Below are 15,213 nucleotides of genomic sequence, written 5' to 3'. Positions count from 1 at the left end.
GTTAGACGACATAGTTTGAAGCGTCCAGCCGCCAAATCCTCAGCTTATGACCGAGAATGTCCCGGATTTTGAACCCGGGGCTCTAGAAGCCTTCATCGAGGAGTACCTACAACTCGATCGGAAGGTTCAGCGGCCCGAGGGCTTGTATTCCGTCCTCTCGGGGCCTCGCGAAAAGCAGTATCAGGACAGCCTTCGGTACTTTCTGGACCCGCAGAAACCCCATGGATTCGACGAAACACTGCTGGAGGCGTTTCTGGAGTGTCTCGGCGTTCACTACCACAATATCCAGGGCCAGCACGTCGAGATGGAGACCGAGGTGCAAATCGGCGACGTCGGCTCAGATGGCCGTATCGACCTAGTCATCTGTGGGGGCAGCGCGCTCAGCGATCACCCACGATGGGCAGTCTTCCTTGAACTGAAGGTAGGCGCCACAGAAGGCCAGAACCAGACACCTGCATACGCCGAGGCCGACCGGTGGAACTTCAGCTGGTTCGACTCCGATGAGGTTGCCGTCGATCGACTGACTAACACTGACTACGCGTACCTCAAGCGTGACAGCGCTGAGGACGCAACCGCCGATAGCTTCCAATCGGTGGCCTGGAAAGACATCGTCGCAACCTTCGACCGCAAACAGGGCTCGTTGTTCGACTACCCCCACCGGAGCGTCGTGCAGTTCACCGATTTCATACAGTCACTTAAGGAGACCGAAAACATGGATTCACCATTCGACGAATCGCAGCTTAGCAAGCGACTCAACCTCTACTTCGAGTACAGCGACCTCATTGAACAAGTGGAGAAGGCAAACAGCCAGTTCGAGAGCGATTTCGAGAACCTCAGCAAGTACCTCCGATCCAACTGGGAGTCTAGACTCCGCGAATCGTATGACTTCGAGGAGTCTCGATGGCTCACCTCACCGTCCAGCAATGCGAAGTGGCAGGGCCTGCTCCCGGCCTATTGGGACCAGGACCCACTCAACAGAACTAGTACGATTCGGCTCTACTTCCGCCACTCGCCGACGACTGACTCCCTCCGGAATCAGACCCTCACCTTCAGACTCCGCCTCCCTCCACATCGAAACGTTCACACGACCCCGCAGGGCGACGGCCAGTCATTCAACGACGTGTTTACTTCCTTAGCGACTACTGAGTATGCAAGCCGACTTGACGACGCGCTCGCGGCGGTAGACATCGATAAGACCCGCCTGGGTAGTGCGTCCACGCTCTGTTCGAAGGAATACCCACTTGACCCGCAGAACCTAGCCGGGTCGTATCTTGAACAACTAGACTCCGCCCTCAGACAGTTTTGCGTCAACAACCCCGACCTTCTGACTGTCCTGAACGAGGTTTTCGAACAATCCTACCAGACAGTCTTCGAAACAGAGCCAGTAGGCGAATTCCTAGGCCCACTTCAGCCCAAGCGATAGCGACCAATCGTAACCCTCAGTCAGTGTGGGTTTCAATCTCGGAAACAGCCCCAAGGGCCTCGATAGCTGTGTCTTCAACAGGATCGTATATCGACATCGTGGCCTGACTCCAGGACCGTGGCACCTCCTCAGTAGCGCTCACCAGCAGATACTCGGTCGCAAGATCGTTGCGGTTGAGCGACTCGTTGTCTACGCGTAACTGGACGCCAATGTAGCCGTCTTCCATAAAGCCTGCAACGAGGTCGCACTGCTGGCGATTGACCCCAACGACTTCACCACGGTAGTGGGTCTCCGCTGCTGTTACAGTGACAAGGTCACCCTGGTTGAGGGTCGAGAGTTGTTCGCCCACCTGTGTCCCCATATTTTCGGTTATTGTATAGGCGGTGTTGAAGATTGGGTGGGCCTGGCTTAGTTACCGAGATCAAGTGGCATGTTCAATATCTCCCGTTTTCCGAGAATTGGTCCTGCCGGCTGATGATACAGTCAACTCTAGCCGGGCGCTTACGGAGGATGGAGTGATGCTTCGTGATGCGGGTAGTGGAGCAATGTACCTATTTGCCCTCACTGAACGTATATGGTAGTAGACTTCTGGTGTGTTGACGTCGTTCGCGATTATAGTTCGACGCACCCATCCTTATTTGACTGTGCTAAATAAGACTCTTTAGAGATGCTGAATACGCTGTCGGATTATGTTTCCCGCGTCAATGGCCGAGTCATGCTCCCCGGCCTACAACGCGAATTTATTTGGACAGAAAATCAGATCACTGCTCTCTTCGATTCGTTCATGCGGGACTACCCTGTCGGCCAAGTAACCCTCTGGGAAGTCCGCGACACAAACGAATACACCACCTACCAGTTCATTGAGCAGCACCTGAGCGGGACCGGCAGGTTTCCCGATGACCTCCGCGACCAAGGTTTCGAACGGACCAACACCCGCATCGAGGAAAACAACGGCTGTGACTATCTTGTCATTGATGGCCAACAGCGCGTGAATTCCGCTTATCTCGGGCTCTGTGGCTCCATCGCAGCGTACACAGGTGGCCGGGGTGGCGAGAAAGACCGGCTACGCCACTGGGAGGAACGGGAATTGTGTCTGAACCTCTTTGGTAGTCCGTCCTATCCTGAAGCAGAGGGTCTCAACCTGGCTGGCAATTACGAGTTTGAATTCCGACCCACTGGAGAACTGAACGGTACTCAGGCAGACAACTACACCATTACCAATGGCACCCACCGGCTTTGGATCCCACTGAGCGAGTTCCTTGACGAGGACCGCGTGCCGCTCAAAGATGCGGAAGCATCAGCTAAAGTGAACAATCTACTCAAGGAGACCGCTATTGATGCGACAGCAGATCAACGAAACATGCTCCAACAAATTGTCACACATGTCTCCACTGACTTCCAACGGAGCGTCTTAGAATACGAATTGCCGAATACTCAGGACACCTACGCCTCGGATGACGTCCACGAAATTTTCAAGCGAATTAATCTGAACGGCTCCCGCCCAAAACCCTACCAGTACGTCCAGTCGCTGTTGATGTCGCACGCTCCGTACGTTGATGACGGCGATTTCCTCCCCCGAGAACGAACCGCTGACTTCGTCGAGCGACTTACAGGTCGTTATCCAGGCTTTGAGGATGCCATCGACATTGAATTTATCACTCGCTGTTTAGTCTATCTTATCAATGAGGATCTTCTCCAGAACACGGTTGAGTCGTTCGAAAAGGACGATGAAATCGAAGAACTTCGGGAGCTGTGGTACGCTAAAGGCGATCTTGGGAACCCACACGGCAGGTTTGAGAAAGCCGTCGACAACGCCTTCGAGACAGTCGAAACGCTCGGCTTCTCGGCATCGACTCTACCGAGTATGCTCACAGTCGCTCTCTTCGCAAAATTCTACTACGAAAACAAGGACGCTGAAGTTTCTGAGCCAAATCAAAGAGCTATCTTCGAATTCCTGGCGAAGGTCACATTATTGCAGTCGCTGACCGGATCACAGGCCCGGGGTATGTCCGTCGAACTATCCCGGATTCATAACAGCGAGGGCGATCTCGAAGTCTTCCCCACTGACGAGTTACTTGACCGGATGGGCGAGGTGATGACCATCGAGCACATCGAGAAAGCAATTCTGGATTCACATAACACATCAACCAGTTCAGCGGGCGTCTTCCGGAGTAAGCAGGTCGCAGCAATTCTTGGTCTGCTTGAAGAATCATACACCGAGCAGAGCGTTGGCCGCTTGGAACTCGACCACATTTACCCAAAATCCAAACAAGACAGCTACGAGGCTGCCGTCGACGATTCCGTCGATGTCCACCGCATCGGCAATCTTCAGCTTCTCGAAAAAGACGTCAATAATTCAAAAGGTGATAAACTGCCGCTAGAATGGTTCGATGAACTCACCGAGGCCGAGATCGAAAAGTACCGCCGCATCAATTGCTTCCCGGACACCGAACCGAACAAAGAAAATTATACAGACTTTGTTGAGGCCCGCGAGGAGCAAATCCGAGACTACCTCGTCGACAAGTACGTAAAACGGCCGACCGACCCAGCAGTTCAGTAAATATGAGCGAGGAGTAAGTGACCATCGAATGCGTCTCTACATCGCTGGAGGTTATCACATAACCCGCCCCGAGAAGCGAATTGAGGCGATTGAAGAAGCTCTTGGTGACGTCGATGTCGTGTTCGTTGAAGCTCCCCGCTCAGATAGTCCGGGTATCAAGGCAGTCATGTGGAATCTATTCTCTGTTCCTGTTCTGGTGATGACGATGTATCTCTGGGTCGGTATTCTAACTGTTTGGGCAGCCTTGGTCGGAAAAGACGACCAACAGGTCGTGACACACCTCTCAGAAGCACACGGGGCTGAAGTCGTTCATACTGATCAGAACGTACACCGATTACTCGTGGAGAGCCGCCATCTGTGGGTTATTGGACACGGAATCGTAGTCTTGCTTGCCGCACTTGCAATACCCGAGTTTGTCGACCGGTTGTTTACGTTCACGACCCTCTGGATGCAGTTGTTAACACTTACTCTATTTACCGGCCTGGGATTGTTCGTTCTCTTCCTTGCCGGTACCCTCCAATCAAGAAACGCCAAGATGGCTCGAGATATTGAACAGTACGCAGTTAGTCACGAAACCGTGACTGCGTGCTTGATTACGGGAGGACACCATGCGTCTGGGATTAAACGCATCCTTGAAGAGAACCCCAATGTCTCCTTGGTTGAGGCTGAGTAGTTCGCTTGAGAGCTATCCTCAGTTTGATAAACCGCTGCTCAGTCGTCTATCGGCGGCCGCAGACTACGCCAGCGCAAATCGATAGTCTGTCCCGACTCCAACTCAACACGGTACATCTGTGAGTCACGCGTGTCTCCAGTCAGTTCCCCAGCGTCGTCACTCAGGAGCTTGGCAACCGTACCGTGTTCCCCGTGTAACTGATAATCTGGGTCTGTTTCGTCCGGGATGTCTATTCGCACCCTATCGCCAACCTCGAATTGTTGCATGTGTTGATTACTAGAGCGTTGTCTGGGAGACTAGTGAGGGACCGCCCTCGTCTTCATCTGTTTGTGTTGGAGCAACAGCCATCCAACAGATGAGTTTGACCTCTTCCTCCCGGATTGGTGGAAGCGGCTCGGGTGCGTCATAGGGTTGGAGTCCGAGGTCGTCTGCTTTCTCATCGATTCTCCGTGCTTTCTCTTCGCCATCTAGTCCCCCATCGCGAACGACCTCTCGCATCTCACGCTCGTACTGCTGTGGCCACGGTGCCCCCAGCGAGTCGATTAACTCCTCCTGCCGGTTCTGGGTCAGGTCTGACGGCCAGTGATCCCGCACGTGTTCGATTGCTTCGCGAAATGCTTTCGGAACGTCTGGCTGGACAGCACGTGGATCGGTCTGTTCCTGCCACTGCTGCCAGATGTCCTCTTTCGCGTCCTCCCACGCACCGTACACGCCCTCTTTGAATTCGTTCGGGAGTTCGCGGTCGGTATCGCGGTCGCAGTCGATCCGCTGGAGGCAGGTGAGCGTGTCGTCGATTATATCGCTTTCATCGTCGTCCGGGACGAACCGCATGAACGATTCTTCTCCCACCCGGGCACAGAAGAAGTAGCCGGGATTCTCGCCGCGGAGTCCAGACCCTGCCGCCCACGGGAGCGACGTGATCTGGTCTTCTCTGTCTTCTAGGCCTTCGCGCAGCTCCTGACGGTACTCCTCACCTGAGTACGCCGCTGCTTGGCCACCACCTTTCTCGTAGACCTCTTCGTCTTCATTGCGAATCGATTCGATGTCCTCGACCCGGTCAGAGAAGTTCTGCTGCATCGTGTTCATGTCCGGGATGACCTGGCTGTCAAGGCCAACGGATCGGGCCGCCTGGGTTACCTTCTGACGAACCCGAAGTTCGAGTTCGAGCAGGTCGTCAAGGCGGTCTTCGGGGAAGAACGTCATTGGGAATATCTCGGGGTGTGGGGAGTTGATGCGATCGATTCGACCGTTTCGCTGGACGACACGCATCGGGTTCCACGGCAGGTCGTAATTGATGACGTTCCGGGCCTGCTGGAGGTTGACCCCCTGGCCAAGTACGTCGGTCGTGACGAGGATGTCGTACTGGTCTTCGACGCCTGCCGGCGCATCTGCCGAGTCGGGAGCGAAGCCGTGAACCGCGTCTTCTCTCGTTATTCCCCGTACTGAACCGTTACCTGTGACGCCAGCGATTCGGCCCTCGTAGCAGGCGAGCGTCTCGTCGTTCTGGACGCGCTCTTCCAAGTAGTCCAGAATCCAATCGACCGTGTCAGCGTAGTAGGAGAAGATGACCACCTTCCGATTCTGCCGGAACGCTTCTTCCTTCTCGAGCTCAGGGTCTGTCTCGGCATCTTCTTCGGCGTCCTCGGCGATGCCGATGAGCGTCTCGCCTAAGGTATCGAGTTTTTCGTCGTCGTCCTGTGTGACGACGCTCACGCGCTCGTACCAGCCCTGTAGGATCTCTAAGTCGGTTTCGAGGTCTTGGCGGAACTCTTCGACTTCCGCTTCCGTCGCACCGAGGTTGTATACTGTATTCTCGTCGGCTTGATCGAAGGCGTCGTCAAGCACCTCGTCACTGTCGGCTTCGACCCACTCATCTATAGCGTCCGGCTTGGGGAACATCCCGTTGTCGAGCAGATCCAGTGCAGCGCGGTTCTGGTTGATCATTCGATCCAGCGTGTTGGCGAACGCTTTGCTTGAGGACTCAAAGCGTTTCAGTAGCCCAGTTCTGAGCAGCCCGACGAGGGACAGTTCCGAGGCGTCTTCTTCGCCCTCAAGGTAGTACGACGGTCGGTATCGGGCGAGTGTGAGGTCTGACTCGTCGCGATCTCCAGCTGCTAACCCTTCTGCGACGTCGTCGAAGAACGCGTCCCCGAATGTGTCGCTGAAGTCGTAATCGATACGGCGCGGTTTGGACTCGGGGAACGTGATCCTGACTTCACCGCCCTCGCCGTCAGGGAGGGTCGCATTTTCGTAGTGGTCCCGAATAAACCGTCGAGTCCGGCGAACGGTCGTCTCATCGAGGACGTCGAACAGGAGGTCAGGACTCAGATCAGACGGGTCCTCGGACTGCGCATGCTTGAACCGGTCACGCAGTGACCGAATTCCTTCCGAGGCGAACGCTGCATCGTTCTTAATGAAGTAGTACAGGAGGTAGTAGAGGTCCCACAGCGAGTTGTTCACCGGCGTCGCTGTGAGCATCACGATGTCCTTCGGCGGGTCGTCGCGCAGGAGCTGTCTGAGCGCGTCGGCCTGTTGTGTGCCGGGGTTCCGGAAGGCGTGGGCCTCGTCGATGATTACGAGCTGGTACTCTTCCTTGTCCAGGTCCAAGTACGCGCGGTCGCCGCCGAGTTGGCGCTCGTTCCGGAGTTCTGAGTACGAGAGCGTCTCGAACTGGACGCCCCACTCAGGGGCTTTCGATGCCCACATCCCGTCCCGCAGGTAGGCAGGTGCCACCACCAGCGCTCGCTGGCGGTTTTCGTTGACCGTCTTCTCAAGCAGCTTCCCAGCGATGTACGTCTTCCCGAGGCCGACCTCGTCTGCGACGACCACGCCGTTGTGTTCGTCAAGGAACCGTTCGGCTCGGCGAACCCCGTCCTGCTGGAAGTTGGTGAGGTTGATCGCGCCGTCGTCCTCGGCTTCCTCCTCGAGTTCGTCGCCGTAGCGTTCGTAGAGGACGCGCAGGTAGATGAGGTACGGGTCATACGGTTCGAACCGCTCCTCGTAGATCGACGCTAAGTCATAGGGCTCGGCTTCGGCCCAGATGTCCTCGAACCACTCGTTGACCTGTCCTGTCACAGAGGGGCTGTACTGGCCGACGTTCAACTCCATGTTCGACGTCAGGCCCGCACCCGTGAAGTTGGAGGAACCGACCAGAGTACCCTGGTCGTGCGAGAAGAGATACGCCTTCCCGTGGAGGAACCGTTCTTCGTAGCGCCTGACTTTGACGTCGTCGCTCCTGAGGAAGTTGACGAGTTGCTGTAGACGGCTGTCGATTCGTCGAGAGAACCCTAACAGGTCCCGGTCCTGGTCGAGGTTCCGATCCAGAGTCTTGAGCGATTCCTCGAGGCGCTTCTGGTTGTAGTCCTCACCACGCGGCTCGCCCGGCTGGCGCCAACGCTCGGTGTCTTTCTGGTCCGGCTGTGCCCCAAGCAGGAGACGGACCTCGCCGACCTGGTCGAGGGCGTCGGCTACCTCGAAGTAGCCACGGGGATTGAAGTAGCCCGTCGCGATGTCCAGGTTGGGCTCGGGCCCCATCTTCTCCCGCAGGTCGTCGATGTACTCGTTGATGGCCACGGCAAGGGTGTTCCCCTCCCGATTGTCGATAAACTCTGGCCTGGTCATTCTTCACTCTCCAGTCGTTCAGCCCACTCGTCGTAGTGTTCCAGTACCGCGTCCAACCGGGATTCGTGGTCCCAGTTGTCGTGGAACGTCTCGAAGATAATCTGGAGGTTCTCGCGGCTCAGGCCGTAGAGGTGGGCGACGACGGCGTCGAGTTCATGGATCTTCTCCTGTTTCTCGTCTTCGTCCAGCGGACCGTAGTCGACACCGACCTCGTCGGCCCAGTCGGCGTAGCGGTTGTCAACGGCGGCAAGACGACCCGAAAGTTCGACAGCGCGCTGGCGAAGATTGGAATCGCGGCCAGGGCGTGGAATGGGGATACCGTTGAAAATGTAGTAGTCTAGGTGCTTTTCGACGAAGCGGCGAGCATACCAGTCTGTCGGGATCGAGGAGAGTACCCCGATCAGATAGGCCTCGTCCTGTTCTTCACCTCGTGCCCAGAGAACGATAGGATCTGCATCCCTCATGAACACTTTCGGTGGGATGAGCGAGGCACGGACCGTTCGACTATCGGTCGCTCTTGTCACCCGCCTGAATCCGATTGTGGGTCGGAAACACGGGAGTTCACGGTTCGTATCTGGCCACTTTCGACTTCGGCTTCGCTTGTCCTCAAGGTATTCGACGAGATCATCTCGGTCACCCCAACCATAGTAGGAACCCGTGTCTGGTTCCCAGACGTCGAACGACTCTCCTTTGTAGACTGGCCAGACCTCATTATCGGTGTCCTCGGGTGATTCGATGGAAAGACAATCACTGGATGTGATTCCTGTCCGATAGGGGACTACGTCCCAGTCTCCCTCATCAGCTATCAGCCGAGGAGATTCCTGCAATTGGCCAAAGGCACTGACAGACCCATCTTCTGGGGGAAGTAATGGGAAGGCACAAACATCAGTCCACGAGTTGACTTCTTCGACTGTGAACCGGTATGGTTCCGATTCCACGCCTTCATCAAACTCTTTAGGGTCTGCGAAGGGGCCACGTATTGGGACCGTTTCCTCCGCACCCGGCTTGGATTTTCGGATTGCGGTCAAGCCAATAGTGTAGCGGGGTTCCATTTGGAACGCCCAACGTGCTTTATTCTTGACGAACGTCACGTCCTCGAAGGTCCCGTTCTCTAAGGTTTCTCTACGGAATGCTTCCGATCCCTTGGCCATGAAGGCCTCACGAGGGAGCACTAGTCCCATCTCACCGTTTTCCGAAAGAACGTCCCAGAAGCGCCAAGAGAACGCTTGATACATATCTGGGTCTCCAGAACCCAACCCTTCGTATGGACCATTAGTGAGGATGGTGGCTCGTTTCTCGGCTTCCAACTGCCTCTGTCTAAGGTCGGTGACGAGATCGGGACGTTCTTCCTCCAGTTCCTCAATTCGGTTGTCTCGTTCTCTTTGTGTTAGGCCTCGCAATCCAGGGTAGTGTCGAGACCAGAATGCGTGACGTTCAACTTTTGCTTTCTCCCAAGGGGGATTTCCAACGACTACGTCGAACCCTGTGCCGGATTCACTACCGAATACCTCGGGAAAAGCAGTCGGGAAGTGTAGTGGGTTCGTACTTTCCAGAGCATCTTGTGCCATTCCGTACTCGTCGCTGTCGAGAAGATTCACACCATCGTCGTTGACCACCTCGGGATCAATTTCATCGTCAATTCGTGAGGCTGCCAGAATATCGAATGCCGCTCGGGTCTCCTCAAGCTGCTCCTGAATCTTTTCCCGCGTTTCCCGAGCTTCAGCAACCTGCTGGGCGTCAGCGTCCGCAAAGCTTCCCAGCTCGTCAATGGCATCCTCAATGTCGTTCATCACGCTGGAGCCACCCATGAACATCCCCAGATTTGTCTGGTCGACGTCGAGGATGTCGCTCACCTCGTCCAGTGTACCGATTCCTGCCAGAGAGTCGCCCGTGGTAAGGTTGTAGTCGAGGAATGCCAGCGGGAGTCCCGGAACGAACGTATGTACCCACAGCGAGAGACGCGCCAGTTCTGTAGAGAGGTCGTTTACGTCGACGCCGTAGATACACCGACGAGCGACCTGCCGTCGCAAAAGCTGGCTACGCTCAACTTCGGGCATTTCCTCACTGCTCTCGAAGGCATCCTCGGCGGCGTCACGTAGACGGTCAAGTTCCTCTTCGACCTGCGGGAGGTGGACATCGTCCCGAGTGAGGTACTTCATCAGGCGGTTCTCGATGCGGTCGACAGCACCAACGAGGAAGTGTCCCGATCCCATCGCGATGTCGGAAACTCGGAAGTCGAAGAAGGCCTTCGCGGCTGCCGTACGACCTTCCTCCTCACGCAGTCGATCCAGGCGTTCGAGATGATCGTCTAGCGCCGGTTCGAGTGAGTGGTCGAGAATATGCTCGACGAACCGAGTCTTCGTGTAGTACGTGCCGGTGGCTTTCCGCTCACCAGACTGGCCGTGGAGATACACTTCACCCTCTTCGACGACGATGTCCTCGTCGTTCTCGCCTAACTGCTGCTGGCCTGTGGGGTCGACCGGCGTGTAGTGTCCCTCCTCGTCGACGGTTAGGTCCTGATCGGCGAGTGAGAGTTCAGACTCGAGCAGTCCCTCGTAGATGACGCCGAACTCCCGGACACCAATGTTGCGGAAGTCGATCGGCCCCTCAATGTCGTCGGCCTCGGACTCGTCGATGAGCAGGTTCGCCAATACAGGCCCGAACTGTTTGTCGGTCAGTTCGATCTCGGCCAGTTTAGCCCCCGCTTCTGAGATGTCCTCGTCAGAGGAGAGCAGCCGCCCGTTGTACTCGGGCAGACTCCACTCTGAGTGGCCGTCGTGAATAGATCGGGAGAGTTCCATCACATCGTCCCAGTGTGCCGTCGACTGCTCATCGAACTCAATCCCCTCCTGCCGAAGGTCATGAAGTTCGTGCGCCTTTGCCTTCAGTGAACGGCGCTCGTACCGAGGATTATGCCGCGGGAGGAACCCTTCGTCCTCAGCGTATGCGATGAACAGAAGCCGGTAGAGCTTGATCAGCGCCATCCGGTAGGTCTCGTCTAGTTCGTCTTTCGTCGGATCCTCGAGGTCGCGAGCGTCGGCGATGGCCTCAGCAAGGTCGGGAATGACGTCGTCGTAGATTCGCTCTCGAAGGCGTTGACCCAACTCAGCAGCATAATCCTTCGAATCGGCCATGATCTCGTGGAGCGACCCCTCGTCTTGGAGAGCGCCCGACGAGAACAGCAGTGGTAGGTACCCGGCGTTGTCGTCAGTAAGGAGATCGGTATTGACCTCAACGAAGGTGTCCGTCCGGCCACGAGAGCCGAACCCAGCGTCGGGGTTTGTCGTGTAGAGTCGTAGACGGCTCTCTGAACTAGCGATGACGTAGTCCAGGTTCTTTTTGTCTGCTTCGCTGAGCGCGTACGAAATCGGCGTCTGACCAGTGAAGCGGTCCTGTGCGTGGTCGAATGATTCGTCCTCGTTCAGGAAGACGGCAACCGCCTGTTCTCGACTGTCGCTGGTGTCCTTGAGGATGTAGCTATGATCCTGAAGGCGCTCAATCTCGTAGCCGAGACCCTCAACCAAGTCTCGACCTTCTTCATCCAGCAGCCCTTCAGCTTGGCCGACTGCTTCGTTCCAGTCGTCACGGTCGGGCACACCGGTTTTCAGTTCGTGTGTCGAGAGAAGACCCTGATTACGGAGACCGACCAGCTCTTCGTCGATCTGGGCTAAGACGGCGCTGAGGAAGCGCTGTGCAGCGTGGTGGTCGGGCCGGTCGAGTGCAGATTCACAGATCCTCTCTACCTGCGAGGGCTCGAGGTCGCGCTTGACATCCGGGTCCTCGCCCGCAGGGCCGATGATGTCGACTGTCTGGCCGCCATCTCGAAGCACAACAACCAAGATCGGGTTGATGCGCTGGTTCCGACGGTCGGTGTAGAGTCGCTGAAGCCAACTCTTCTGGGGGCGATCATCACGTTCTGTGACGACGATTTCGAGGCCGTTGGATCCCTCTCCAAGATAAAGGTCACAGTCGGCACCCACGCGGTCCGATGTCCATGGGCGTGGTGTTTCCGACTCAAGGAAATCGACAGGCATTGACAAGAACCATTTTCCGTCGGCGTATTATTCTTTGGTAGTCTTCCGGGGGAAATTCCGATAGTACCTCAAAAGAAACTGGATGACATAATCGAGAGAATAGTTTCTATCCCGATTGTTAGACGGATAGGGTTTATCGGCACCAAGCCGAATATTCCATCTTGTGCAAAGGTCAGAACCAGAAGCGGGAGATCACCCTGCCGAGGCGATCGAAACGATTCGGGTCGATTCAGAAACAATCGTAGAGGCATACGAACGAAATCTCGATAGGGCAGACCTCAACCATACTGTCGTGATTCGGGTCCTGCCGGCGTTCACTTCGTCCGTTTCAGGCGAACTCTACACTATTCAGTCCGGCAACTCCTACCCGTCTGAGATGTCACCGAAACCGCTGCACATCGAACCAGTAGCATTCATTGAGGCGCGCGGTGAGAATTTAGTTAGCTTCCCAGCTGCTGAGGATGAAGAAGCGAGGGAAGTGTGGCGGAGCGACGTCAAATCCTCACTAAAAGAGGAAGTCGATGTCGAAGTCGGCACGGTGTCTGTCAGTCTGAAAACGGATTATCAGTCGCTGGGCTAGCCGAGCAGATTTCCACGGCTCAAAACCGGAGTATTAACTCTCTTCTTTCGAGAGTAGCGGACGAATAAAAGACTGTGCAATCAGACCCGTGTGAGGGCGGTGTAGCCCTCGCCGTCTGCGAGTTCGTACAGGCGGTCAAGGTCTGGATCCGGTGCTTCAACTCTCGCTTCATACTCGCCGTCTCCCCAAGCGGCACCCAGAACCGGCCGCACCATCGCGCGCATGTGCTCTTTTTTGTCTGGATCGAGCGCTTCGATTTGATGTTTGTCTTTGATTCGACTTACGTCGTGTTTCCACCCCTCGTAGGGCTGTTGGACATCGACGCTGACACGCGTGCCGTCCGAGTGGGCTAAAAGGTCAACAATCCCGCGATGACTGTCAAGCAGCGTGTGCTTAACAACCTCGGTTGCGCTGAACGCGTAGGAATCAACGAGGTCGGTGACCGCTGCTTCCGGGATGTCGGTTGACACTTCGATTTCCTCGAGACTCTCTTCGAGGTCGGTACTGGACACGAGGTCCGTTCTCGAGCCAATTGAGGCGACGCCCGGTCGTTCGGTGGTTATCGCTTGGACCTTGACGTAGCGGCTGTCTGGAGTTCCCTGCGTGTAGCGCTTGCCTCTGATGTAGAGGTCGACGTCGGTGTCTACGTACCAGTCGCCGGCCTGCGTGAGGTCAGACAGATCCACGACGAGATCGTCTCCCCGTTGAACCGGGATCAGACCCTGGATCTTGTACTGTGGCGCATTCGGGTGGCTGTACTCGGTCTCGGTAGCGTCAAGCTCGACCGGCAGCTGGAGGGCCGCTCCATCATTATGCGAGGGCCGATCGTCAGCTGGGGCCGATGAGTTTTGGGAGCTCATCGCAGGTGGAGATACTGGTTCGTTTAATAAATATCCTAGCCCACTGACAAGTTATCAGTATTATTTAGATTGTGGGAGAAACAGACAGAAGAGGCGCTCAAACGCCACACAATATGGCTATATGAAAACCTATAGGAATCAATTTAGGAGCGTCTATAGGTTCTTCGTCGCCTGATCACTCACCGCTTCGCGCGTTGCCTCCACGACCTCCGGCGACGCAGTTCGGAGTCCCAGTCGAAGTGCGAGCCGAATGACTTCGCTTCGATCAACGTCCCCCTCGTCCACGCCGAGTTCGTCTTGGAGACTATGACCGAGTTCTTCCAGTTGGTCGGGATGATTCTCCAGTGCCCGTACCAGCGCTGCCATCGGGCCGTCCCAAACGCTGATGACCTTCTGCTCTTCGCCCTCCTCGATTCTCTCGAGTTCTTCGAGGATCGCGGTCTTGAGGGCATGGCGGCTTTGCTCGTCGCTCGCCTCGTCTAATCTGTCCCCCTGGCTGGTCTGCTGTTTCAACTCTTCAATTTCGTCGTCCATGATCAGTCCTCACTGACGCGCTCGACGAGCGCTTCAGCATTGGTCCGGTATGCCTCACGTGCTTCTCGCGCCGTTCCACTTGGGTTCTCTAATGCGAAGATTGACTGCCCCTGTTCAGTCGCGTTCCGGATGTCCTGCGAAGAAGGGACGTACTCTGGCGCGATGGCGTCGGGGTACTCCTCTTGGTAGGCATCCTGGTACTCGCCAGCGAGTTTCGTGCGTGAGTCGACTCTATTCGGGAGAACCATCGCCAAGTCGACGTTGACGTCGAAGTTGGCCTCGACCTTCGCGAGATCGTCACGTAACGCGCCAACCTGTTCGGCCTCGAACGGCCCCATCTCGACGGGAGCAAGCACGTTCTGTGCCGCCCAGAGCCCGTTGTAGGTCACGTTCGTCGTCATGCCTGGTAGGTCGATCAGTACGGCGTCGTAGCCGAGCTGGTCGATGTAGTCGTCAAGGAAGTGCTTGAACCGGGAGTACCGGTCGGAAGCGTCGTCGATGTTCGCAAGTTCCGCGTCGAGCGTATCCAATCCGGGGTGCGCCGGGATCAGGTCAACGCCCTCCTCGGCCTGTACGATGAGTTCCTCGACAGCCTCATCGCCGAGCTTTTCGACGATTGTTTCCCAGGCGTCGTCGAAGACTGTCGAGATGTTCGGCCAGGCGTCGTCGTCCTCAATGCTGGTTTGTACATCTTCCCAGACGCCGAATGCCTTTGCGAGGTCACCCTGTTTGCCGGCGAGGTCAATGAGCAGGACTTCATGCCCCTGCTCAGCGAGTGCAACGCCGAGATGAGCGATGCTAGTTGTTTTCCCAGTACCGCCTTTATCGAGGAAGCTGGCTACTCTTGCGCTCATTTATGACTCTCTATATGCTCAGATATATAGAAGCCTATAGGATAAACCCTAGTCAGACATACCTAAGAAATTCA

The 15,213-nt window shown here is 56.1% G+C and carries 11 protein-coding genes; 4 read left to right on the top strand and 7 right to left on the bottom strand.

Features of this window, described 5'->3' with window-relative positions; genetic code table 11:
- Nucleotides 1–46: 46 nt before the first annotated feature.
- Nucleotides 47–1,423 (top strand): PD-(D/E)XK nuclease family protein, encoded by a 1,377-nt coding sequence (locus EP28_RS02840; RefSeq protein WP_049982484.1) that lies wholly within the window; start codon nucleotides 47–49, stop codon nucleotides 1,421–1,423.
- Nucleotides 1,424–1,439: 16 nt separating this feature from the next.
- Here the strand turns inward: EP28_RS02840 and EP28_RS02835 are convergent, their stop codons facing one another.
- Complete coding sequence (locus tag EP28_RS02835; protein ID WP_049982483.1) at nucleotides 1,440–1,784, bottom strand: hypothetical protein; 345 nt, start codon at nucleotides 1,782–1,784, stop codon at nucleotides 1,440–1,442.
- Between the two features lie 306 nt (nucleotides 1,785–2,090).
- Between EP28_RS02835 and EP28_RS02830 the strand changes: the two genes are divergently transcribed.
- Together EP28_RS02830 and EP28_RS02825 are read left to right on the top strand one after the other, a co-directional pair.
- Complete coding sequence (locus tag EP28_RS02830) at nucleotides 2,091–3,983, top strand: DUF262 domain-containing protein (protein ID WP_049982482.1); 1,893 nt, start codon at nucleotides 2,091–2,093, stop codon at nucleotides 3,981–3,983.
- Nucleotides 3,984–4,011: 28 nt separating this feature from the next.
- A complete protein-coding gene (locus EP28_RS02825; protein ID WP_049982481.1) occupies nucleotides 4,012–4,656 on the top strand; it encodes a hypothetical protein in 645 nt (214 codons plus the stop codon).
- A gap of 38 nt (nucleotides 4,657–4,694) precedes the next feature.
- Here EP28_RS02825 and EP28_RS14745 read toward each other — a convergent pair whose 3' ends face one another.
- The 3 genes from EP28_RS14745 to EP28_RS02810 are packed head-to-tail and all read right to left on the bottom strand — an operon-like array spanning nucleotide 4,695 to nucleotide 12,311.
- Nucleotides 4,695–4,922 (bottom strand): DUF8139 family protein, encoded by a 228-nt coding sequence (locus EP28_RS14745; RefSeq protein WP_049982480.1) that lies wholly within the window; start codon nucleotides 4,920–4,922, stop codon nucleotides 4,695–4,697.
- Nucleotides 4,923–4,932: 10 nt separating this feature from the next.
- A complete protein-coding gene (locus EP28_RS02815; protein WP_049982479.1) occupies nucleotides 4,933–8,277 on the bottom strand; it encodes a helicase-related protein in 3,345 nt (1,114 codons plus the stop codon).
- Nucleotides 8,274–12,311 (bottom strand): Eco57I restriction-modification methylase domain-containing protein, encoded by a 4,038-nt coding sequence (locus EP28_RS02810; protein ID WP_049982478.1) that lies wholly within the window; start codon nucleotides 12,309–12,311, stop codon nucleotides 8,274–8,276. The genes EP28_RS02815 and EP28_RS02810 overlap by 4 nt, the downstream gene beginning before the upstream one ends.
- Before the next feature lie 163 nt (nucleotides 12,312–12,474).
- Between EP28_RS02810 and EP28_RS02805 the strand changes: the two genes are divergently transcribed.
- Nucleotides 12,475–12,891 (top strand): DUF8009 family protein, encoded by a 417-nt coding sequence (locus EP28_RS02805; RefSeq protein WP_049982477.1) that lies wholly within the window; start codon nucleotides 12,475–12,477, stop codon nucleotides 12,889–12,891.
- A gap of 80 nt (nucleotides 12,892–12,971) precedes the next feature.
- Here the strand turns inward: EP28_RS02805 and EP28_RS02800 are convergent, their stop codons facing one another.
- From EP28_RS02800 to EP28_RS02790, 3 genes are all read right to left on the bottom strand, one after another.
- Nucleotides 12,972–13,751, bottom strand: coding sequence for a hypothetical protein (locus EP28_RS02800; RefSeq protein WP_049982476.1), 780 nt, complete (start codon nucleotides 13,749–13,751; stop codon nucleotides 12,972–12,974).
- Nucleotides 13,752–13,904: 153 nt separating this feature from the next.
- Nucleotides 13,905–14,285, bottom strand: coding sequence for a DUF8115 family protein (locus tag EP28_RS02795; protein ID WP_049982475.1), 381 nt, complete (start codon nucleotides 14,283–14,285; stop codon nucleotides 13,905–13,907).
- A 2-nt stretch (nucleotides 14,286–14,287) separates the two neighbouring features.
- Nucleotides 14,288–15,139, bottom strand: a complete 852-nt coding sequence (locus tag EP28_RS02790; RefSeq protein ID WP_049982474.1) for a ParA family protein — start codon at nucleotides 15,137–15,139, stop codon at nucleotides 14,288–14,290.
- Between the last annotated feature and the right edge of the window lie 74 nt (nucleotides 15,140–15,213).

The organism is Halorubrum sp. BV1 (assembly GCF_000746205.1).
In the GTDB taxonomy this organism is placed as follows: Archaea; Halobacteriota; Halobacteria; order Halobacteriales; family Haloferacaceae; genus Halorubrum.
The sequence above is the reverse complement of the archived record's forward strand: the minus strand, read 5'-3'. Positions and strand labels throughout refer to the sequence as shown.

Excerpts from the sequence above, each read along its gene's own strand:
- EP28_RS02840 (WP_049982484.1), top strand. The coding sequence starts at position 47 with ATGACCGAGAATGTCCCGGATTTTGAACCCGGGGCTCTAGAAGCCTTC.
- EP28_RS02835 (WP_049982483.1), bottom strand. The coding sequence starts at position 1,784 with ATGGGGACACAGGTGGGCGAACAACTCTCGACCCTCAACCAGGGTGAC.
- EP28_RS02830 (WP_049982482.1), top strand. The coding sequence starts at position 2,091 with ATGCTGAATACGCTGTCGGATTATGTTTCCCGCGTCAATGGCCGAGTC.
- EP28_RS02825 (WP_049982481.1), top strand. The coding sequence starts at position 4,012 with ATGCGTCTCTACATCGCTGGAGGTTATCACATAACCCGCCCCGAGAAG.
- EP28_RS14745 (WP_049982480.1), bottom strand. The coding sequence starts at position 4,922 with ATGCAACAATTCGAGGTTGGCGATAGGGTGCGAATAGACATCCCGGAC.
- EP28_RS02815 (WP_049982479.1), bottom strand. The coding sequence starts at position 8,277 with ATGACCAGGCCAGAGTTTATCGACAATCGGGAGGGGAACACCCTTGCC.
- EP28_RS02810 (WP_049982478.1), bottom strand. The coding sequence starts at position 12,311 with ATGCCTGTCGATTTCCTTGAGTCGGAAACACCACGCCCATGGACATCG.
- EP28_RS02800 (WP_049982476.1), bottom strand. The coding sequence starts at position 13,751 with ATGAGCTCCCAAAACTCATCGGCCCCAGCTGACGATCGGCCCTCGCAT.
- EP28_RS02795 (WP_049982475.1), bottom strand. The coding sequence starts at position 14,285 with ATGGACGACGAAATTGAAGAGTTGAAACAGCAGACCAGCCAGGGGGAC.
- EP28_RS02790 (WP_049982474.1), bottom strand. The coding sequence starts at position 15,139 with ATGAGCGCAAGAGTAGCCAGCTTCCTCGATAAAGGCGGTACTGGGAAA.